Genomic DNA, 20,551 nt, shown 5'->3' with positions numbered 1-20,551 from the left:
CTACGGATCGAGTCGCATTTCCCGGACGCGCGCCTCAGGGGACGTAGATTCGAGCCGACGGCAAGCATCCCACGGCTCGAGAGAAGGCTTCCTGCGCGATGAGCGTGACCCTGAACTGGTTCCTCCCCACCAACGGCGACGGCCGCTCCGTGGTCGACCGACCGCACTCGAACGACCGCGCAGTGACGACGCCCCGCGAGCCGAGCCTCGACTACCTGGCACAGGTGGCTCGCGCGGCGGAGGCCAACGGCTTCCATGCGGTGCTCACCCCCACCGGCTCGTGGTGCGAGGACGCCTGGATCGCCACGGCCGCGCTGATCGGGGCCACCTCCAAGCTGAAGTTCCTGGTGGCCTTCCGCCCCGGCACGATCACCCCCACGCTGGCCGCCCAGATGGCCGTGACCTACCAGAAGATCTCGGGTGGGCGGCTGATGTTCAACATCGTCACCGGCGGGGAGTCGGCCGAGCAGCAGCGCTTCGGCGACTGGCTCGATCACGATCAGCGCTACGAGCGCACCGATGAGTTCATGGAGATCGTCTCGTCGATCTGGGCCGAGGGTGGTGTCGACTTCGACGGCACCCACTACAAGACGCGCGACGCCCGGGCCTTCGAGCAGCCTGCTGTTGTGCCGCCGCTGTACTTCGGCGGGAACTCGGAGGCCGCGCTGCCCGTGGCCGCGCGCCGGGCGGATGTGCATCTGACCTGGGGCGAGGTCCCGGAGAAGGTCGGTGCACGGATCGAGCGGCTGCGCGAGCTGGCGGCCGCAGAGGGCCGGACCCTGGAGTTCGGCGTGCGCGCCCACGTGATCACCCGGGACCGCTCCGAGGACGCTTGGGCCGTGGCGCAGCGCTTCCTGGAGCAGATGGATCCGGAGGAGGTGAAGGCCTCGCAGAAGCATCTGGCCGCGTCCGAGTCCACGGCGCAGAAGGGGATGACCGAGCTGCACGGCGACACCGTCCCGGACAGCGCCCGCGACTTGGAGGTCCACCCCGGGCTCTGGGCGGGCGTCGGCCTGCTGCGCGGCGGTGCGGGCACGGCGTTTGTGGGCAGCCACGAGGAGGTCGCCGATCTGATCGAGCAGTACCACGCGGTGGGCGTGGAGCACTTCATCCTCTCGGGCTACCCGCATCTGGAGGAGGCCTACTGGGTGGGCGAGGGCCTGCGCCCGGAGCTGGCGCGCCGCGGCGTCCTGGCCCCGGACCCCTCCTGACCCTCCCCTCCCTCCGCCGAGTGGATACCCAGTTGCGCTGTTCGCCCATTCTGCGCAACTGGGCATCCACTCGGCCCAGGAAGGTCAGGGGGAGAAGAAGAAGCGCACCAGGTGGAAGAAGACCGGAGCGGCGAAGACCAGCGAGTCGAAGCGATCCATGATCCCGCCGTGGCCCGGGATCACCGCGCCGAAGTCCTTCACGCCGCGATCCCGCTTGATCGACGACATCACCAGACCTCCCGCGAAGCCCATCACGCAGCTGACCAGCGCCAGCAGCGCCGCCTGCCACGGCGCGAACGGGGTCGCCCGCCACAGCGCAGCTCCCAGCGCCGTGGCGGAGAGGACTCCACCGATCAGCCCCTCCCACGTCTTGTTCGGGCTCACCGACGGCGCCACCGGGTGCTTGCCCAGCGTCTTGCCCCAGACGTACTGCAGGACGTCGGAGCCCTGGACCACGATCACCAGGAACAGCATCAGTGCCGCCCCCTGCCAGCCGCCCGAGCCGGGTGCCGAGCCCTCGGCAGCCGTCTTCCCCTCCGCGAGCGCCACCGGCAGCTGCAGCAGCGCCGGGACGTAGGAGACCGCGTACACGCAGACCATCAGGGCCCACTGCAGCGAGGCGGCGCGGGACAGGAAGTGCTCCGTGCGCCCCTGCAGCGCCGCGACCGCGGGCAGGAACAGGAACGCGTAGACCGGGATGAAGATCGCCGCCATCCCATACCAGTGCTCCCACAGGAACCAGTAGTGCAGCGGGGTGATGATGCCCAGCCAGATCAGCGCCGTGCGGTCATGGCGTCGATCCGGCAGCAGGGCGGCGAACTCGCGCAGCGCCAGCAGGGACAGCACCGCGAACAGCAGCAGCGTCACGGTCTCCCCGAGCAGCAGCGCAGCCCCCAGGACGCCGATCATGTACCACCAGGCCCAGGTCCGCTGCCGCAGCTCCGTGCTGAAGCCCTCCTTGGGCGCCGGCAGCCGGGCGGAGATCGCCAGCACGGCGATCGAGGCCAGGACCAGGACGACGACGGCGCCCAGCAGCAGCCACGCAGCCGCCCCGCCGATCATGCCGACCCGCTCGGGCAGCCAGCCCGCACCGAGCATCCCCGCAGGCATCATGGCGATCCCCATGCCGCTCAGCACTCCTGTCCACCGGGCGCGGCGCCGGGCACGCCCTCGGCCCCGGCGGCCCTTGTCCGCAGATCACTGCCGATCAGCTGCAGCCGGATCACGACGGTGGCCAGCGAGCCGAGTGCGATCACACCCAGCACGACGCCCAGCACCGAGCCCCGCGGAAGGCCCATAGGGACGAGCAGCGCCGGCTCCAGCAGCGAGAGCAGGCAGCCGAGCATCAGCAGCCACATGCGCCGCGGCTTGGCCATGGGCCCGTCGAAGTGATTCGACAGCCCCTGCGCGGCTCCGAGCGAGCGGACGTAGGCGGTCAGCACCGCCAGCGAGGCGGCGACCCAGCCGATCGTGATCCCTCCGTGGATCGAAGCGGCCGCATAGCCGGCCCCCGCCAGGAAGAGCAGATCGGCAAGCCGATCAGGGACCTCGTTGTAGAGATCGCCGACCGGGGACTGCTTGCCGCCCTCGACGGCGACCATGCCGTCGAGCATGTTGAGCAGCAGACGCAGCGGGGCCATGAGCGCGGCGATAATCAGCAGCGCCGCCCGCACCCCGTCGTCGTGGAGGTACACCGCCCACCCCGAGCCCACGAGGGCCGCGCACCCGATCGCGGCCACGACGACGGAGGCCGAGGAGATCATGTTCGGCGTGATCCCCGTGCGCCCGACGGCCGCTGCCGCCGCCCGCGCCCAGGACGTGCTGCGCTGCGGGATCTCGCGGCGCATGGTCCGCTCCCCGGTGGCGGCTGCCCCGTCGGACTCGGTATGGGCACTCGGGTCATCGCGCGGTTCCTGCGAGGACATGCTCACTGCGCCTCCTGGGCCAGGATTCCGCGGGCCCGCCGCGGAGTGTTTGCCATCATGAATATATGGCGGATCATGCAATCTGACCACCCATGACGCTGGAAGTCCAGCCTTTCCTCCCCGACGCGTGCTGCAGCTGGCAGGATGCGGACATGAGCGAGCAGCGCCGCGGGATCGGATGGGCCCTGTTCCAGCACGGGGTCGCGTTCACCTGGGGCTTCGCGGAGGCCACCGTGTTCTTCGTGGTCCCCGACGCCTGGACCTCCGCCGTGGGGCTGCGCCGCCCGGCACGAGCTCAGGCGCTGACCCTCACCGCAACGGCGGGAGCCGCCCTCGGCGGGGCAGTGGTCCACCGCTGGGCCGCAGGAACCGACCCCGGGCGATCGGCCGCCCTGGCGGCACGCATCCCAGCGATCAGCCCCGCGATGGTCGCCAAAGTGGACGCGCAGATGCGCGATCGCGGATTCCCCGCCATGATGATCGGCCCGTTCACCGGCACCCCGTACAAGCTCTACGCCCGCTCAGCCGGGGCGCAGACGATGCCGCTGAGCGGCCTCGCGGCCTGGACCGCCCCCGCTCGGCTGGCTCGCTTCATGCCGGTCACCGGAGCGATCTCGGGCATCGCCGCACTCGCGCGGCGCAGCGGGCTCAGCGCTCACGGTCGCGGTCTGCCGCGCCTGCTGGGCGTCTCCCCGCGCGCGGTCGAGCTGGCGATCTTCCTCCTGGGCTGGACCGCGTTCTACACGTGGTTCTTCCGCTCGGTGGGCCGCGAATCCTCTGCTTCCTCCCCCCAGCGGCTCGACGGCGGGGCCGCCTGATGCTGCCGCAGTCACGTCTCACCGGTCTGACGGTCCGGCCGCTCGAAGCCGACGAGGCGCCGGCCATCCTCCGTGAGGCGACGCTCGGCAACGTCAACTGGCAGGGTCCGCGCTTCGAGCCCACAGAGATCGATCGTCGCCCCGAGTTCGCGCACTACACGCGCCTGGTGCTCGAGCGCGGGGACTTCGGTGTGGTCGCCATGCCGATCGCGACCCTGCCGACCTACGAATGGGCCGGTGCCGCATGGGCGCTGCACCTGCCGGAACAGGACCCGGGGTACGGCTTCGTGGCGGAGGGCATCCCGGAGGTCTCGACGGCCGCCGAGGGCACCATGCTGCTCGAGCTCTGAGCCCCGGGTGCGTGGTTAAGCCGGTCCGCCCCACCTCCCCCGCCGAGTGGATACCCAGTTGCGCTATCGGGGCGAACAGCGCAATTGAGCATCCACTCGGCGCGGGGTCAGGGGGTCAGCGTGGCGTAGACGACGTAGTTGTCGTCCCACAGCCCGGTCTCGGGGTCGTAGCCGTCGCAGGTGATCAGGCGCAGCTGGGAGTCGTCGGTGTTGCCGTAGACCTTGTCCGTGGCGAAGTCGTCCTTGGGGTAGGCCTCGCCGTAGTCGACCGCGAAGGTGGCCGTGGAGCCGTCCTCGCGCTCGATCTGGATCTCATCGCCGGGCTGCAGATCGCGCAGGCCCGCGAACACGCCGTCGCTGCCGTCTTCCTCGTTGACGTGGCCCAGCAGGATCGACGGCCCGAGCTCACCGGGAGTCGGCGACTTGTCGTACCAGGAGGCCGGGGAGTCAGGACCCGTGGGCGGGACCTCGAGCGAGCCGTTGTCCCGCAGTCCCAGGTGCAGCAGCTCGGAGTCGGCGCCGATCGCCGGGATCCGCACGGCCGTGGGGGCGGATTCGGGCATGACGGCGGGGTCCTGGCCCGACGACGACGCTGATGTTGCCGCGGAGGGCGTCGTCGAGGCGGCGGAGGCCGTCGAGGCAGAAGGCCCCGGAGACCGATCGTCCTGAACCTCGCCGCCCGAACAGCCGCTCAGGACCACGACGAGACCGAGTGCCGCGGCCAGGCGAGCGGGCGGGACGATCCTCATGGTCGTGATCCTCTCTGCGATCAAAATCCCTTCCGACAGGCTCGGCGGGGGCGGCCCGGTGGCCGCGATGCCTCACGGCATCGCGGCCACCGGAAGCGGACCGAGGCGTTGACCCCGGTCCGAGATCAGCGCCAGTCAGGCCTTGACGGCGCGGCGCACCAGCAGGCCGGAGCCTGCCAGGGCGCCCAGCGCCAGCACCGACAGGCCGACAGTGCCAGCAGGGTTCGAGTCAGCCTTGACCGGCACACCGGTCTCGGCGGCGCCCGTCGGGACCTCGGTGACCTGCGAGGCCTCTGCAGTCGTGCTGGCGGCCTGATCGGCGGCGCTGCCGTCGACCGGAGTCGGGAAGGCGGCGGCGTCGCTGCCGTCGAGCTCGCAGCCGATGCCGTCCAGATCGCTGTCCAGGTGGGTTCCGTAGCCGGGGGTGCCGGCCGGGATGTTGGAGACGCCGTTGGCGAAGGCCTCCGAGCAGTTGTCCCAGGTCCACGGCTCCACCGCGGCCGGATCGGCTGCGGCGGGGGCCTGCGGGCTGGTCACGCTCGGGTTCTGGGGCGTGCTGGTCGCCGGAGTCTGCTGCGCAGGGCGGTATTTCGGGTTGTCACACCCGAAGCCATCACCGTCTCCGTCGAGGCCCGGGGTGAACCTGGGGTCCGCGCTGGAGATGCGCCACTCCCCGGCCGCGTAGACCTCAGCGCAGTTGTCGAAAGTGCCAGGGGCAGCGACGGCCGGGGCGATGCTCAGACCCGACAGGCCGGCGAGGGCGACGACGGTGGCGCCGGCGCCGGCTGCGAACTTCTTCATGGGGGGCTCCTCTGGAGTGAGATGAATGATCATGCCGTCGCGAACGCGAACAACATGCCGAGTCATCTGACCACTGACCAGCAGTGCATTTCCAATGCCCCGTCATGGTTTCTTTCTGTGACGCAGCCCACCCGCAGGAAGGAGGAGCTCGGTGCTGAGCGGCGATCCCCGGACACCGAGCCCCCCGACCTGCCAGCGGGTCAGTGCCGGCGCGCGCGGCGCAGCAGGAGCCCGCCGCCAACCAGCGCGGCGATCGCTCCGCCGGCGAGCAGACCCGTGCGGTTCGGCGACTCGGAGACGCCGGTGTCGGCACCGCCCACCGGAACCTCCTCGACCTGGGAGCCCTCCGCGGCCGAAGCGGCAGCGGCAGGGGCCTCGGCGGCCGGAGCCTCACCCGTGGGCGTCTCAGGCGCCGGAGCCGGAGCGACCGGCTCGGTCACCAGCGGGGCCTCGTGGATCACGCCGGTGAAGGCCGCGTCGTCGTCGCCATTAGTCTCACAGGCCATGCCGTCGCCGTCGATGTCCAGGTGAGGGCCCGTGAACTGCATGAACATCGGGAACGGGTAGGGCCGGCCGCTGACGGCGAAGGCGGTGTCGCAGTTCGGGTACACGTACCCGACCGGGAGGGGCGGGCCAGCGCCCTCCCACGGATCGAGCGAAGGCGCCCGTGCGGCGTCGTCGTCGCCATTGGACTCGCACATGATGCCGTCGCCGTCGGCATCGAGGATCGACGGCCAGCCCGGCTTGAGGACGTTGTCCTGGTACGGAGTGCCCACGGCATCGGCGCAGGAGACGTTGTTCTCCAGGTCGCGGGCCCAGTCGGGGATGACGATCTCCTCCGCGGCGGGTGCCGTGGCACCCGACTCGTCGACGATGCCGTCTTCGAGGGGCGCCTGGACATCCTCGGGGGAAGCCTCAGCAGGCGCGGCCACAGGGGCAGGATCGGCAGGCGCAGGTGCGGGCGCGACGGCGAATGCAGCGGTCATGGTCCAAGCGGAGAGGCCGATGGTGGCGGCCAGGGCAGTGGTGGCGGTGGTCTTCTTCATGGCAGAGCTCCCGGTGTCTGGGTGGTGAACGGAAGTTCTGAGGCCCTGTCGCGGGTGCGGCGGCCCCAGTAGCTGAAGCAAACCACTGTGCGACCGCACATTCGATCACGTTTGCAAAACGATCGCTATGTGACGCTCACGATTCGATAACATACGCAAACGCATGGAACCACCCCGCGTCGCGGACGAAGAACGGGCGGCCCTGTGCGCTGTGCAGCGCACGGGACCGCCCGTCCTCACCCCTGTCGAGTGGTCAGCCAGTTGCGCTGTTCGCATGGTCAGCGCAACTGAGTATCCACTCGGCAATGGGGAAGAGGGTCAGACCAGCACGACCTGCGCGATCAGGTTGTCGAGCGCGCGGACGTCGATCCCGCCGCGCAGGTTGAGCTTGAAGATCCCGGCGCGGGTGTTCAGCGTCAGCTCCGAGTCCATGTCGAAGGAGCTGGCGTTCTCCGAGGCCCACGAGACGATCTGCGAGTACGGCAGCGACATGACCTGGACCTTGTTGCCCGTCATCCCCTGGACATCGCGCAGGATCAGCCGCTTGTTGGTGAACACGGAGCCGTCGCGGAACGTGGCGAAGGCGCAGACGGGCTGCTCCCCCTGGATCAGGAGGGGAAAGATGTCCTGAGGGATCTGGATCTCCCGCATGAACGTGAACTCGGGCACCGAACATCTCCTCGCGCGTCTGAGCCGGCCCCGGCAGTGGGACTCTGGGCGTCCTCATCGTCTCATGCAAGGGTGACCTATGCTCCGGATGTTTCGGATGCATCCCCGCATCGAGATCCGCCTCTCAGCCCCGCCAGCGCTGCAGCGCCCGCCCGAGCCGCTCGACGCCCTCGTCGATGACCTCCGGCGGGTTCGTCACGTAGGACAGCCGCATGGTCGTGCGGTCCGGGTCGTGGGCGAAGAACGACGCCCCGGGCACGAACGCGACGCCCTCCTGCACGGCCATGGGCAGCAGCGCGGTGGTGTCGATCCCGTTGCCGAGGGTGGCCCACAGGAACATGCCGCCCTCCGGACGGGTGATGGTGGCGCCCTCCGGGAGGATCGACGGCAGCGTTGCGGCCATCGCGTCGCGGCGCCCCCGGTACAGCGCAGCGACCTCGGCCACGTGGGCGTCGACGTCGTAGTGCTCCAGGTAGCGGGCCACGGCCAGCTGATCCACGACCGAGGAGTGCAGGCCCATGGCCTCCTTGGCGATCGACAGCGTGTTCATGATGGGGCCCTCGCCGCGGATCCAGCCCACGCGGATGCCCGGGGACATGATCTTGGACATCGAGTTCAGCAGCAGCGTCTGCCGCGCCATCCCGGGCAACGCGGCGATCTGCGGGGCCGTCTCGCCCTCGAAGCGCAGCTCGCCGTACGGGTCGTCCTCGACCAGCGGGGCCCCGGTGCGCAGCAGGACCTCGGCGATCTCACGACGGCGCTGAGCTGGCATGGACACGCCCGACGGGTTCTGGAACGTGGGGATCAGGTACACGAAGCGCGGGTCGTGCTCGCGGATCAGCTCCTCGAGCGCCTCTGGCTGGGCGCCGTCGTCGTCTGAGGGGATCCCGATCAGCCGCGCGCCGGAGGATGCGAAGGCCTGGACCGCGGCCAGGTAGGTGGGCCGCTCGACGAGCACGACGTCCCCGGGGCGCAGCATCGCGTGGCCCACCAGGTAGATGGCCTCCTGCGAGCCCGTGGTGATCTGGATCTGATCCGCGGTCGTGGGCAGCGTGCGCGAGACGCGGCGGGCCGCCTGCTCGCGCAGCTCGGGCTCCCCCGGGGTCGACGAGTACTGCAGGGCCTTGGCGCCCCGGTTCGCGAAGACCCAGTCGAAGCACTCCCGGACGTCGTCGATCTCGAAGGACTCGGCGGCCGGAGCTCCCCCGGCGAACGAGATGACGCCGGAGACGGAGAGCACGTCGAGCAGATCGCGCACGGCGGTCGAGGTCATGCCGTCATAGACGGGCGAGACGGGGAATCCGGTGAAGGGGGAGGACTGATCGGTCATGACTCCGATCATCCCACTGCCGCCCCCCGTGCCCGTGACCTCAGAGATCGACGCCTCCGCGGATCACCCGCTCGACCGTCCTGTCGTCGCCCAGTACGACCAGATCGGCCCGGGCGCCGGCCTGGATACGGCCCAGGTCGGGCCGTCCCAGCAGGTCCGCGGGCGTCTGAGAGGCCGCCCGGACGGCGTCGGCCGGGTCGATCCCCACCTCCTGGATCGCGAAGCGGACGGCGCGATCCAGGGTCAGGGTCGAGCCGGCGATCGCTCCCGTGGAGCGAATGCGAGCCACGGAGTCCACCACGTCGACGTCGAGCGGCCCCAGGCGGTAGGCACCGTCCGGAGCGGCGGCAGCGGCCATGGCATCGGTGATCAGCAGCCAGGGACCGGCACTGGCCTCGATCGCCAGACGCAGCACGGACGGCTGGACGTGGACGCCGTCGGCGATCAGCTCGACGGTCGTACGCGAGTCGGTGAGCAGACGCGGAATGGGCCCTGGCGTGCGGTGATGGATCGAGGGCATGGCATTGAACAGGTGGGTCGCCACGCTCGCTCCGGCCTCGAGAGCCCGCCCGACGACCTCCTCATCGGCGTCGGTGTGCCCGATCGCGGCGATCACGCCCCGATCGGCGAGCAGCCGGACCGCGTCCAGGGCGCCCTTGCGCTCGGGGGCGAGGGTCACCATGCGGATCGTGCCCTTCCCCGCGGCCAGCAGGCGCTCGAGGTCCTCTCGGCGCGGGTCCCGCAGCAGCTCCGGGGTGTGGGCCCCGCAGCGGGACTCGGCCAGCCACGGCCCTTCCAGGTGGATCCCCGCGAGCTCCCCCGCCCGCGCCAACGGCACGAGCGCGCGAATCTGCTGCTCGAGGCTGTCGATCGTGTCGGTGACCAGGGATGCCATCGACGTCGTGGTGCCCGCCCTGCGGTGCGCGCTCAATGCGGCTGCCGCCCCCTCGGGACCATCGGAGAAGGCACCGCCCCCACCGCCGTGGACGTGCTGGTCCACGAAGCCGGGCGCCAGCATGCGGTCGCCGAGCTCCTCGACGGGCGCGCCCCCGAGATCGGCAGTCGATGCCCCCTCGAGAACGGAGGAGATCCGCTCCCCGTCGAGCCCGACCCAGGCCTCGCGGGCAGGACCACTGGGCAGGACGACGGTCGTGGAGTGGAAGATGCGCTCGGTCATGCCGAAGAGTCTGCCCGTTCCAGGAGGGAGGCCGCGGCCCGATCCACGACCACGGTCGCGTGCGGATGGCGCAGCAGCGCGGTGACCGGCCAGCGCTCGGTAACCGGGCCCTCGACCGCCTGGCGGATCGCCTCCGCCTTCGAGTCCCCGAAGGCCAGCAGGAGCAGCTCGCCCGCTTCCAGGATCGTGGCGATGCCCTGGGTCAGGCAGTGCGTGGGAACCTGCTCCGCATCGTCGCCGAAGAAGCGGGCGTTGTCCTGCCGCGTGCGCGGGGCCAGCTCCAAGGGGCGGGTGCGCGAATCCAGCGCAGAGCCCGGCTCGTTGAAGCCGATGTGCCCGTCGGTGCCGACCCCCAGCAGCTGCAGATCGATCCCGCCGGCGCCGCGGATGGTCCGCTCATAGGCGCTGCACTCGGCCTCGACGTCCTCGGCGGCACCGTCCAGGCCGCGCACTGCCGCACTCGGCAGGTCGGTTCGCTCGACCACCTCCCGCTCGATCTCCGCCCGGTAGGACCGAGGATCCTCGCTCGACAGGCCGAGGTACTCGTCGAGCAGGAAGGCCCGGGTGCGCGCCAGGCTGAGGCTGCCGTCGTGGACCCTGCGGGCCAGGTCGCGGTAGACGGGCCGCGGGCTGGAGCCTGTGGCCAGCCCCAGCACCGGACGCTCGGCCGCAGCGACGACGGCGGCCACAGCCTCTCCCGCCAGCTCGCCGGCGCGCTGCGGCGACTCGACCACGACGACCCGCAGCACGTCAGACCTTTCCCTGCATCTCGGCGTCCACGGACTCGTCCTCGCGCCCCGGGGTGCGCAGGTTCCACCTGCGGATCACGAAGCGGAAGAGGACGTAGTAGACCACCGCGTAGCCGATGCCGATCAGCGCCAGCAGCAGCGGCTTCTGCGCCCGGCCGAAGTTGATCAGGTAGTCGATCCCGCCGGCGGAGAAGCTGAACCCCATGTGGATGTCCAGGGCGTTGACCAGGGCCATCGACGTGCCGGTGAGCACGGCGTGGATCAGGTAGAGCGGCCAGGCCACGAACATGAATGAGAACTCGAGCGGCTCGGTGATGCCGGTGACGAACGCGGTCAGGGCCATCGAGAGCATGATGCCGCCGGTGACCTTCTTCTTCTTCGGCTTGGCCTCGTGGTAGATCGCCAGGGCCGCTGCGGGCAGGGCGAACATCATGATCGGGAAGAAGCCGGTGGTGAAGATGCCCGCCGAGGGATCACCGGCGAAGAAGCGGTAGATATCGCCGTGGGCGCCGTCGTACTCGCCGATCTGGAACCACAGGGGGAAGTTCAGAATGTGATGCAGGCCCAGAGGGATCAGCAGCCGGTTGATGACGCCGTAGATGCCGCCGCCGACGACCGCGTTCTGCGCCACGGCATCGCTGAGCCAGGTGAGGCCGGCGTCGAAGAACGGGTAGACCAGCGCCATGACCACGCCCAGGGGCACGCAGATGGCGGCCACGACGATCGGCACGAAGCGGCGCCCGCCGAAGAACCCGAGCCAGTCCGGCAGCTTGATGCGGTGATAGCGCTCCCACAGCTTGGCGGCGATCACGCCGACCAGGATGCCGCCGAGCACGCCGTAGTTGATGACAGGGTCTTCCGCCCCTTCCTCCGGCGCGCCGAGCACGATCGGGGCCATGGCATCGAACACGCCGAGCAGCACCAGGTAGCCGACCAGACCGGCCATCGCGGCGGAGCCGTCTCCCTTCTTGGCGAAGCCGAAGGCCAGCCCCACCGCGAAGAGGTAGCCGAGGTTCGCGAACAGCGCGTCGCCCGCCCCGGCCAGCACCGCAGCCACGCCCATCAGCAGCTCGCTGTTCTCGAACCGACCGATCATGTCGTCCTGGCCCAGGCGCAGCAGGATGCCCGCCGCCGGCAGCGCGGCAATGGGGAGCATGAGGCTGCGTCCGAAGCGCTGCAGCTGCTGCATGGCCCGCGAGGGCTTCTTCTCGGGCTGGCTCGCGCCTGCCCCGTCGCCGGCCGCGGCCGCCGGATTCGCCGTGGACATGGGGTTCCTCGCTCCGTATCGTTCTGCCCTACTGGTTATGACCAGTGATGGGTGACACTGTGCGCGACCTCATGCGAACCTGTCAATGACCTGGGAGCATCCGCTCCCCCGCGATCCCGATGCCCGACAGCCGGGCCCCGACGCCCGCCGGACGGGCAGAGACCAGGAGGACACCATGTCGAAGGCCGAGGACATCCTGCGAGCGCTCGGCGGCGCCCAGAACGTCGAGGACATCGAGGGCTGCATCACGCGCCTGCGCACCGAGGTCGCGGACTCCTCCGTGATCGACGAGCCCGCGCTGAAGGCGGCCGGCGCCCACGGCGTCATGGTCTCCGGCGGCATCGTCCAGGTCGTGGTGGGCCCCGAGGCCGAGAACCTGGCCGAGGACATCCAGGACCTGCTGTGAGCCTCCAGATCCGCGTCCCGTTCGCGGGGCGGATCATGGGGCTCGACGAAGTCCCGGATCCGGTCTTCGCCCAGGGCATGGTGGGCGCCGGCCTGGCGCTCATGCCCGCCGACGACGCCGCGACCGTCGAGGTGGTGGCCCCCGTGGCCGGCACGGTGCTCAAGGCCATGCCGCACGCGATCGCACTGATCGCCGAGGATGGCACCGGGATCCTGGTCCACGTCGGTCTGGACACCGTGGGCCTGAAGGGCCGGGGGTTCGAGGTGCTGGTCGAGAAGAAGCAGGCGGTCCAGCCCGGAGATCCGATGCTGCGCGTGGACGCCGCCGTGGTGCGCGAGGCCGGACTGAGCCTGTGCACTCCGGTCGTGGCCATGGACACTGCGCCCGAGCGCCTCGAGCTGGAAGCGGCTGCCGGCGCGCACGTCGAGGCTCTGGGTCCTCTGTTCGCACTGCAGCCCGCGCCGTGATGCCGTGACCGCTCCGGACGCGCAGTCGCTGCCGCAACGGCAGGCGTCGCCGCCTTCGTCGCAGGACCAGGCCCCGGCGGCCAAGCACGAGCGCCTGCGTGCGGAGCTGGCGCGCCTGATCACGCAGGAACTCTCCCCCGGCGATCAGCTGCCCGGGGAGCGGCGACTCGAGCAGGAGCACGGAGTCTCGCGCATCACCGTGCGGCACGCGATCGCCGAGCTCGTGCGCGACGGGCTGCTGGTGCGCGAGCACGGACGCGGCACCTTCGTGGCCCCGTCCCCTGCCCGCTCTCGGCTGCATCTGGCCTCCTTCCACGAGGACATGCGCACCGCAGGGCTCGCGCCCTCGACCGTGCCGGTCCTGCTCAGCCAAGAGGACGCTCCGCCGACCGCCGCCGCGCACCTCGGTGCCGCGCGGGCCCTGAGGATCCGGCGTCTGCGCCTGGGCAACGGCACCCCCGTCAGCGTCGACGACTGCTGGGTGCCCGAGGGTGTGCTGCCGATGGAGACGGACTGGTCCGCCTCGCTCTACGGCATGCTCGCCGAGACCGGAGTCGGGATCACCCGTGCAGAGCAGACGGTGCAGGCCGCCGGCGCGTCCCCGGAGGACGCCCAGCTGCTGGACATCGCCCCCGGGGCGCCCGTTCTGGTGTTCCACCGCCGCTCCTTCAGCCTGGGCGCGGACGGCGAGATCCCCATCGAGTACTCGATCTCCGTCTACCGCGGCGACCGCTACCAGCTGTCCATGGAGGTCACGGGTTGAGCATGCGCGTGCGGCCCCAACCTCATCCCGTCGTCGGCCGGTCGCCGCGCAGCGCGACGTAGGCCTGTTGGACGAGCGGATTGCGCACCGCCTCCTGGCGGCCGACCGCCCAGTAGGAAAGCCGCCACGAGAACTCGTCAGGCAGCACCCGCATGAGCCGCGGCTCATCGGCCACGGCGAAGTCCGGCAGCAGGCCGATGCCGGAGCCTGTCAGCGTGGCCGCCAAGTGCGAGTGGACGCTCGTGGAGGCGATTCCGCGAGGCATGGGCGGCAACCGTTCCGTGGCCCTGTCCAGGTCGTCGATCGCGAGCATGGACTCGACGTAGTAGTTCAGACGGTGCTCACCCAGATCCACCAGTGACCGTGGGGTACCCGAGCGCTGGAGGTAGGAGCGCGTGGCGTAGAGGTTCAGCGAGTAGTCCCGCAGCCACGAGGCTTCGGCGCGGTGCACGTGAGGCCGGCCCACCACCACTTCCAGGTCCAGGCCCGTGCGGTACTGCCGAGCCCGCTGCGTCGCGCTCACCAGCTCCACGCTGACGTCGGGATGGTCATTCTGCAGCTGCGCCAGTGCGGGGGTGGCCAGCCACGAGGCAAAGGCCTCCGGAGCACTCACGCGAACCATTCCTGTGAGGCGACCAGACGACGAATCCGCGGCCAGCTCCGCGAGCGCTTCCTCGATCCGCTCCGCGGCCCCCAGTGCCTGCCGCCCCTGCTCCGTGACTTCCCAGCCCCCTTGAGTGCGCACCAGCAAGCGCCCGCCCAGAGAGGTCTCAAGGGCCGCGATCCGACGGGAGATGGTCGAATGGTTCACCCCGATCGACTCGGCTGCGGCGGTCAACCGCCCCAGTCGCGCCACAGCCAGGAAGGCCACGATCCCGTCCAGATGCTGAGCCGCGCCATCCCACTTCATGACGACAGTGTGCATATACGCACACACCAAGTGCAATTCTGCCTGGCAGAACCTCATTGTCCGCACAGAAGTGGATCTTTAACGTGATCTGGGACACATCACGGCGAAGGAGTGGATCACGATGAGCATCTACGCATGGATCGGCCTCGGGAACATGGGCGGTCCCATGTCCAGCAATCTCGTCAAGGCAGGGCACACCGTGCGCGGCTTCGACCTGGACCAGAAGGTCCTGGCACGCGCCGAGGCCGAAGGGGTGCAGCCCGTCGGCAGCATCGCCGAGGCCGTCGATGGCGTCGACGCTGTCTTCACGATGCTCCCCAAAGGCGCGCACGTCCGCGAGGCCTATGACGGCGACGACGGAATCTGGGCTCACGCCAGCACCGACACCCTCCTGATCGACAGCTCGACCGTCGACATCGAGACCTCGCGCTTCACCCACGACGAGTCCGAGAAGCGCGGCTTCGCATTCGTGGACGCCCCGGTCTCAGGCGGCATCTCGGGCGCGGCCGCCGGCACCCTCGGCTTCATGCTCGGCGGCTCCCCCGAGAACGTCGAGCGGGCCACCGGGCACATCGAGCCCATGAGTGGCAAGACCATTGCCGCGGGTGGGCCCACCAATGGCACTGCGGCCAAGATCTGCAACAACATGATGCTGTTCATCAACGTCATCGCCGCAGCCGAGGGCTCCCAGTTGGCCGAACGCATGGGATTGGATCCGAAGGTCTTCTGGGACATCGTCTCGGCTTCCTCCGGATGCTCATGGGCACAGCAGACCTGGTATCCGGTGCCCGGTGTGGTGGACTCCGCAGCCGCGAACAACGACTACGCCGCGACCTTCCGCGCCGACCTGGCCCTGAAGGACATCACCCTGGCCCTGGACGCCGGCGAGCTCACGGAACTGAATCTGCCAGGCGCGAAGCTGGCCCAGAGCCAGTTCCAGCAGCTCATGGACGAGGGCCTGGGCGATATGGACTGCACCCTGATCACCAAGTTCGTCTCCCCAGACGGCTCTGCCCCGGGCTACTCCGGCTGACCCTGAACGACAACCACATCCGAGTCACCGCAGAGAGGCAGACACATGACTGAGACACAGACGCTCCCCGTGATCGGGCACTTCCTCGACGGCCGCGTGCTGGAGGACTCCGCTCGCCGCAGTCCCGTCTTCGATCCGGCCACAGGAGTGCATCAGAAGGACGTCGCGCTCGCCGATCCTGCCCTGGTGGATCAGGCCGTGCGCAGCGCAGCAGAAGCCCAGCGCGCATGGCGCCGGGTGGGCCTGGGCAAGCGCAGCCAGGTCATCTTCAAGGCCCGTCAGATCCTGCTGGCGCGCCAGGGGGAGTTGGCCGCAGCCATCACCTCCGAGCACGGCAAAGTGCTCTCGGACGCCGCCGGTGAGATCTCCCGCGGTCTCGAGAACGTCGACTTCTGCACCGGACTGATGCATCACCTGAAGGGCGAATACGCGGAGCAGGTGTCCACCGGGATCGATGTCCACCAGGTCCGCCAGCCTGTAGGGGTCGTCGCCTGCATCACCCCTTTCAACTTTCCCGCGATGATCCCGCTGTGGATGGCCACTACAGCCCTGGCCGCCGGCAACGCGGTGGTCCTCAAGCCCTCGGAGCGTGACCCCTCGGTCTCGCTGCTGATCGCCCAGGCCTTCAAGGACGCCGGTCTGCCCGACGGCCTGCTCAACGTCGTGCAGGGGGACCGCGTGGCCGTCGATGAGCTGATCACCCATCCGCAGATCGAAGCGATCTCATTCGTCGGCTCGACCCCGATCGCCCAGTCGATCTATGTGAAGGCCGCCGAGCAGGGCAAGCGCGTCCAGGCCCTGGGCGGGGCCAAGAACCACATGGTCGTCATGCCCGACGCCCACCTCGATTCCGCCGCTGATGCCGCGGTCTCGGCCGCCTACGGATCCGCTGGCGAGCGCTGCATGGCTGTGTCTGTGGTGGTCGCAGTCGGCAGCATCGCCGATGACCTGGTGCAGAAGATCCGCGAACGCGCCGAGAAGCTCACGATCGGCCCAGGCACAGACTCCTCTTCGGAGATGGGCCCGCTGGTCTCCGCCGAGGCCCTTGAGCGAGTGACGGGCTATGTGGCACGTGCCGCCGACGAGGGCGCGGAAGTCGTCCTCGACGGCCGCGACCAGCAGTTCGAAGGCGGCGGATACTTCACCGGCGTCTCGCTGCTGGACCACGTGCGCCCGGGCATGAAGGTCTATGACGACGAGATCTTCGGCCCGGTGCTGTGCGTCGTGCGGGTCGAGAACTACGACGAGGCCGTCGAATTGATCAATTCCAGCCGCTTCGCTAACGGCACTGCCTTGTTCACCCGCGACGGCAAGACCGCCCGCGAGTTCGAATTCGACATCGAGGTCGGAATGGTCGGGGTCAACGTCCCGATCCCGGTGCCGGTGGGCGCGTTCAGCTTCGGCGGGTGGAAGGACTCGCTGTTCGGCGACACCCACATGTACGGCCCGGAGGGCTTCAACTTCTACACGCGACGCAAGGTCGTCTCGACCAGGTGGCCGGAGCCCAGCGAGTCGCAGATCGACCTGGGATTCCCCACGAACTGACCGCGCGCGTCGGCGCGAGCCGCCGCCAGCGCCCCGAGCATGCACCTCATGCCCGGGGGCCCGGCGGCGGCTCGTCGTCCCGCCGCCGTAGCGAGCCTGAAGAAGCAGGAGAACACCATGGTCCTCGGGATTATCGGGATCCTCGTATCCCTAGCGCTGCTCATCACGCTGGCCTACCGGGGCGTGACGGTCGTGATCGCCGCGCCCACCGCCGCGATCGTGGCCATGCTGTTCTCGCAGGCCCCGCTGCTGGCCTCATACACCGAGATCTTCATGCCAGCGCTCGGCGGCTTCATCACCAGCTACTTCCCCATGTTCCTCACGGGGGCCATCTTCGGCAAGCTGATGACGATGTCGGGCTACGCCACCGACATCGCGCAGACCATGACCCGCCGTCTGGGCTCACGTCAGGCCATGCTGACGACCGTGCTCACCACGGGTCTGCTGACCTACGGCGGCATCAGCGTGTTCGTCGTGGTGTTCGTGATGTTCCCACTGGCCCGCGAGCTGTTCCGCGAGGCCGACATCCCCCGACGACTGCTGCCCGCCACGATCGCCCACGGCATGCTCACCTTCACCATGACGGCGCTGCCCGGCTCGCCCCAGGTGCAGAACATCATCCCTGCGCAGGCTTTCCAGACCACGTCGTTCGCTGCACCACTGATCGGCGTCATCGGCGGTACCGCGATCTTCGCGCTCGGCATGGTCTGGCTCGAGTACCGCAAGCGCCGCCTCATGGGCGCAGGGGAGAGCTTCGCGGATCTCACCGCTCTGGAGCGGCGCAGCGGGGCCGACGCAGACGTCAGCACACAGGCCCAGTCGGTCGTGATGTCCGGCAGCCCGTCGCGCGGCTCAGAGTCCCTGACGCCGCCGAACCACGTCGTCCCCTTCATCCCCGTGCTGCTGGTCTTCGCCGTGAACTTCGGCTGCACGATCCTGCTGTTCCCCGCCCTGGACTGGGGCTACCTGCAGGAGGAGCGCTTCGGCGGCGTCACCGTCGACGAGCGCGCCGGGGTCTGGGCCGTGCTCATCGCTCTGTTCCTGGCGGCTGTGAGCATCCTGGTGCTCAGTCTCAAGGACGCCAAGTGGCTGGTGGGTGGGGTCGCCGACGGCGCCCGCAACGCCCTGCTGCCCATCTTCAACACAGCCTCCGAAGTGGGCTACGGCGCCGTGATCGCTTCCCTGGGTGCGTTCGCGCTGGTGCGGGACGGCATCTTCGGGATCTCAGACAGCGCCCTGGTCTCCTCCGCAGTCTCCACCTCGGTGATCGCCGGCGTGACTGGGTCGGCATCTGGCGGCATGACGATCGCGCTGAACGCGTTCGGCGAAGACCTGGCGCAGCAGGCGGCCGAGCAGGGCATCAGCCTTGAGATCATGCACCGCATCACCGCCATGGCCTCTGGCGGGCTCGACTCCATGCCGCACAATGGCGCAGTGATCACCCTGCTGATGGTCTGCGGGATGACGCACCGCGAGTCCTACAAGGATGTCGGTGTGATCACCCTGGTCATTCCGGTGCTGGTCACCGCCGCCCTGATCGCCGCGTACCTCACGTTCGCCTGAATCCGGACTGCCGGCGGAGCTGACTAGGCTCTTGGCCATGGAAACGGAAGGCCAGGACACCGATCCGCAGGCCCAGACGAGGCCTGCGCCCCTGACCAGCAACGTCAAGGACGTCGCTCTCGTCTTCGAGGGCGGGGGCATGCGCGGCAGCTACACGGCCGGAGTGGTCACCACGCTGCTCAGCGCGGGCATCCACATCGACTACGTCTGCGGGATCTCCGCCGGGGCCAGCCACACCGCGCATTACCTGTCCCGGGACATCTGGCGGGCGCGCCGGTCCTTCGTGGAGTTCTCGCAGGAGCCGGACTTCGGGAACCTCTCCACCTTCGCCCGCGGCCACGGTCTGCTGAACTCCCAGTTCATCTACGAGGATGCGGCCGGACCGGGCGGTCCTCTGCCCTTCGACTACCAGACCTACCTGGCCAACCCGGCCTCGTTCCGGATCGGGACGTTCAACGCCTCGAAGGGCACCATGCACTACGTCGGACGGGAGGCGATCCACAGCGAGCTGGATCTGATGCGCCTGGCGCGAGCGTCGTCGTCCATGCCGCTGGTGATGCCGCCGGTCGAGCGCGACGGCGACCTCTACTACGACGGCGCGATCGGCCCCTCCGGCGGCATCCCGCTGGATGCCGCGCAGGTCGACGGCTACACCAAGTTCCTGATCGTGCTGAGCCAGGAGCGCGGCTTCACCAAGGCGGCCGAGCGCTTCAGCGCCGTGATTCGCCGTCGGTTCCGTGACCTGCCGGCCGTCGTGGAGGCGCTCGAGGCCCGCGCGGAGAACTACAACCGCATGCGCGAGCAGGTCTTCGACCTCGAGGCCTCGGGCGATGCCATGGTCTTCGTCCCGGACCACATGCCGGTCTCCAACGGCGAGCGCCGCCTGCCCCGGCTGCAGGCCTCCTACGCCGCCGGCTACCTGCAGGCGCAGCGCGAGCTGCCGTCCTGGCGGGATTTCCTGGGCGTGTGAGACCCGGGGCCCCGGAGGATCAGGCGCGCAGCATGCCCGCGATGTCCATGACGACCATCCGCCGACCGGGCCCCACACGCAGCAGGCCCTCGTCCGACAGCGCCCGCAGCCTCCGGGAGATGGTTTCGGGAGTGGTGCCCAGCAGCTGGGCGAGGTCCCGCTTGCTGATCGGGAGGTCGAACGGCACGCCCTCAACCCCGTCGGCGGCACCGGCCAGGTACTCGCCCAGACGGTGACCCACCGTGGTGCCCACGAGCTCGCTGAGCCGCGCCTCGGTGTCCTCGAGCCGAGCGGTCACGGCATCGAGCAGGCTCAGCGCGAGCTGCGGGGTCTCCTCGAGCCACTGCTGGACGTCCAGGCGCGAGAGCGTGCAGACCTGGGAGACCGTCATGGCCGTGGCCTCCCGCGGGGCGGGCCGTCCGGTGAGCACCGAGTGCTCGCCCATGAACTCCCCCGGCCCCAGGATCCGCAGCAGCCGCTGGGTGCCGTCCTCGGCCAGCAGGCACTGCTTGACCTGCCCGGAGTGGACGATCTGCAGCGCGGGCATGCCGCCCTGCTGCTGGACCACCTCGCCCTTGGGTACCAGGCGGGTCGTGGCGCGGGCGGCGATCCGACGCCGATCCTCCTCAGGCAGCCCCCGGAAGATGGGCACCCGGCTGACGCAGGCCAGACGGTGATCGGGATCCATCTGCACGCGCCCGGAGGCATCGACCCGGGCCTGTTCACCCTGGCAGCAGCGGCAGCTCGCGGACATCTCATCCTCTTTCGGCTCAGGACGGCGGGACTCCGATTCTCCCGTACG

At 69.7% G+C, this 20,551-nt stretch carries 22 protein-coding genes; 10 read left to right on the top strand and 12 right to left on the bottom strand.

Going from position 1 to position 20,551, the window contains the following annotated elements; translation table 11 throughout:
• Positions 1–98 precede the first annotated feature (98 nt).
• Positions 99–1,211 (top strand): LLM class flavin-dependent oxidoreductase, encoded by a 1,113-nt coding sequence (locus RF645_RS06635; protein WP_368818815.1) that lies wholly within the window; start codon positions 99–101, stop codon positions 1,209–1,211.
• A gap of 84 nt (positions 1,212–1,295) precedes the next feature.
• Here RF645_RS06635 and RF645_RS06630 read toward each other — a convergent pair whose 3' ends face one another.
• Together RF645_RS06630 and RF645_RS06625 are read right to left on the bottom strand one after the other, a co-directional pair.
• Complete coding sequence (locus tag RF645_RS06630) at positions 1,296–2,336, bottom strand: phosphatidate cytidylyltransferase (protein ID WP_368818814.1); 1,041 nt, start codon at positions 2,334–2,336, stop codon at positions 1,296–1,298.
• 5 nt (positions 2,337–2,341) lie between these two features.
• Positions 2,342–3,136 carry a CDP-alcohol phosphatidyltransferase family protein gene (locus RF645_RS06625; protein ID WP_235444548.1) on the bottom strand — a complete coding sequence of 265 codons (795 nt, stop codon included), beginning with the start codon at positions 3,134–3,136 and terminating at the stop codon, positions 2,342–2,344.
• 152 nt (positions 3,137–3,288) lie between these two features.
• On the opposite strand from RF645_RS06625, the gene RF645_RS06620 reads away from it, so the two are divergent.
• On the top strand, positions 3,289–3,954 hold the full coding sequence (locus RF645_RS06620; protein WP_368818813.1) for a hypothetical protein: 666 nt from the start codon (positions 3,289–3,291) through the stop codon (positions 3,952–3,954).
• Positions 3,954–4,304, top strand: coding sequence for a hypothetical protein (locus RF645_RS06615; protein WP_259871792.1), 351 nt, complete (start codon positions 3,954–3,956; stop codon positions 4,302–4,304). The genes RF645_RS06620 and RF645_RS06615 overlap by 1 nt, the downstream gene beginning before the upstream one ends.
• A 107-nt stretch (positions 4,305–4,411) precedes the next feature.
• Here the strand turns inward: RF645_RS06615 and RF645_RS06610 are convergent, their stop codons facing one another.
• The 8 genes from RF645_RS06610 to RF645_RS06575 all read right to left on the bottom strand — a co-directional run bounded on the left by RF645_RS06610 (position 4,412) and on the right by RF645_RS06575 (position 12,092).
• Positions 4,412–4,867, bottom strand: coding sequence for a class F sortase (locus tag RF645_RS06610; RefSeq protein WP_231861285.1), 456 nt, complete (start codon positions 4,865–4,867; stop codon positions 4,412–4,414).
• A 321-nt stretch (positions 4,868–5,188) separates the two neighbouring features.
• Entirely contained in the window at positions 5,189–5,854 is a 666-nt protein-coding gene (locus RF645_RS06605; RefSeq protein WP_024289416.1) for an excalibur calcium-binding domain-containing protein, read from the bottom strand.
• A 200-nt stretch (positions 5,855–6,054) separates the two neighbouring features.
• The gene (locus RF645_RS06600) at positions 6,055–6,900 is read right to left on the bottom strand and encodes a hypothetical protein (RefSeq protein ID WP_368818811.1); all 846 of its coding nucleotides are present in this window, start codon (positions 6,898–6,900) and stop codon (positions 6,055–6,057) included.
• A 318-nt stretch (positions 6,901–7,218) separates the two neighbouring features.
• Entirely contained in the window at positions 7,219–7,569 is a 351-nt protein-coding gene (locus RF645_RS06595) for a PH domain-containing protein (RefSeq protein WP_231861284.1), read from the bottom strand.
• 124 nt (positions 7,570–7,693) lie between these two features.
• The gene (locus RF645_RS06590) at positions 7,694–8,899 is read right to left on the bottom strand and encodes a PLP-dependent aminotransferase family protein (RefSeq protein ID WP_368818810.1); all 1,206 of its coding nucleotides are present in this window, start codon (positions 8,897–8,899) and stop codon (positions 7,694–7,696) included.
• 40 nt (positions 8,900–8,939) lie between these two features.
• The gene (gene nagA / locus RF645_RS06585; protein WP_368818809.1) at positions 8,940–10,076 is read right to left on the bottom strand and encodes an N-acetylglucosamine-6-phosphate deacetylase; all 1,137 of its coding nucleotides are present in this window, start codon (positions 10,074–10,076) and stop codon (positions 8,940–8,942) included.
• Positions 10,073–10,825, bottom strand: coding sequence for a glucosamine-6-phosphate deaminase (nagB, locus tag RF645_RS06580; protein WP_144421577.1), 753 nt, complete (start codon positions 10,823–10,825; stop codon positions 10,073–10,075). The genes nagA and nagB overlap by 4 nt, the downstream gene beginning before the upstream one ends.
• 1 nt (position 10,826) lies before the next feature.
• Entirely contained in the window at positions 10,827–12,092 is a 1,266-nt protein-coding gene (locus RF645_RS06575) for a PTS transporter subunit EIIC (protein WP_058871583.1), read from the bottom strand.
• A 175-nt stretch (positions 12,093–12,267) separates the two neighbouring features.
• Here RF645_RS06575 and RF645_RS06570 point away from each other — a divergent pair, with 175 nt between their 5' ends.
• The 3 genes from RF645_RS06570 to RF645_RS06560 are packed head-to-tail and all read left to right on the top strand — an operon-like array spanning position 12,268 to position 13,728.
• Positions 12,268–12,498, top strand: coding sequence for a glucose PTS transporter subunit EIIB (locus tag RF645_RS06570; protein WP_006215397.1), 231 nt, complete (start codon positions 12,268–12,270; stop codon positions 12,496–12,498).
• Positions 12,495–12,965: a PTS glucose transporter subunit IIA gene (locus tag RF645_RS06565; protein ID WP_006215396.1), complete on the top strand. Its 471-nt coding sequence runs from the start codon at positions 12,495–12,497 to the stop codon at positions 12,963–12,965. Before RF645_RS06570 ends, RF645_RS06565 begins: the two co-directional genes overlap by 4 nt.
• 4 nt (positions 12,966–12,969) lie before the next feature.
• Positions 12,970–13,728 carry a GntR family transcriptional regulator gene (locus tag RF645_RS06560; RefSeq protein WP_235444547.1) on the top strand — a complete coding sequence of 253 codons (759 nt, stop codon included), beginning with the start codon at positions 12,970–12,972 and terminating at the stop codon, positions 13,726–13,728.
• Between the two features lie 22 nt (positions 13,729–13,750).
• On the opposite strand, the gene RF645_RS06555 is transcribed toward RF645_RS06560, so the two are convergent.
• Positions 13,751–14,638 carry a LysR family transcriptional regulator gene (locus RF645_RS06555; RefSeq protein WP_239546515.1) on the bottom strand — a complete coding sequence of 296 codons (888 nt, stop codon included), beginning with the start codon at positions 14,636–14,638 and terminating at the stop codon, positions 13,751–13,753.
• Positions 14,639–14,759: 121 nt separating this feature from the next.
• Between RF645_RS06555 and mmsB the strand changes: the two genes are divergently transcribed.
• From mmsB to RF645_RS06535, 4 genes are all read left to right on the top strand, one after another.
• Entirely contained in the window at positions 14,760–15,671 is a 912-nt protein-coding gene (gene mmsB, locus RF645_RS06550; protein ID WP_204782536.1) for a 3-hydroxyisobutyrate dehydrogenase, read from the top strand.
• Positions 15,672–15,716: 45 nt separating this feature from the next.
• Positions 15,717–17,216, top strand: coding sequence for a CoA-acylating methylmalonate-semialdehyde dehydrogenase (locus tag RF645_RS06545; protein ID WP_278856024.1), 1,500 nt, complete (start codon positions 15,717–15,719; stop codon positions 17,214–17,216).
• A 117-nt stretch (positions 17,217–17,333) separates the two neighbouring features.
• Positions 17,334–18,779, top strand: a complete 1,446-nt coding sequence (locus RF645_RS06540) for a GntP family permease (RefSeq protein ID WP_204783240.1) — start codon at positions 17,334–17,336, stop codon at positions 18,777–18,779.
• A gap of 37 nt (positions 18,780–18,816) precedes the next feature.
• The gene (locus RF645_RS06535; RefSeq protein WP_368818808.1) at positions 18,817–19,749 is read left to right on the top strand and encodes a patatin family protein; all 933 of its coding nucleotides are present in this window, start codon (positions 18,817–18,819) and stop codon (positions 19,747–19,749) included.
• Positions 19,750–19,768: 19 nt separating this feature from the next.
• Here the strand turns inward: RF645_RS06535 and RF645_RS06530 are convergent, their stop codons facing one another.
• The gene (locus tag RF645_RS06530) at positions 19,769–20,503 is read right to left on the bottom strand and encodes a Crp/Fnr family transcriptional regulator (RefSeq protein WP_368818807.1); all 735 of its coding nucleotides are present in this window, start codon (positions 20,501–20,503) and stop codon (positions 19,769–19,771) included.
• Positions 20,504–20,551: the final 48 nt, after the last annotated feature.

Origin of the sequence: Kocuria sp. CPCC 205260, assembly GCF_040981045.1 — a bacterium.
Taxonomy (GTDB): domain Bacteria; phylum Actinomycetota; class Actinomycetes; order Actinomycetales; family Micrococcaceae; genus Kocuria; species Kocuria palustris.
The sequence above is the reverse complement of the archived record's forward strand: the minus strand, read 5'-3'. Positions and strand labels throughout refer to the sequence as shown.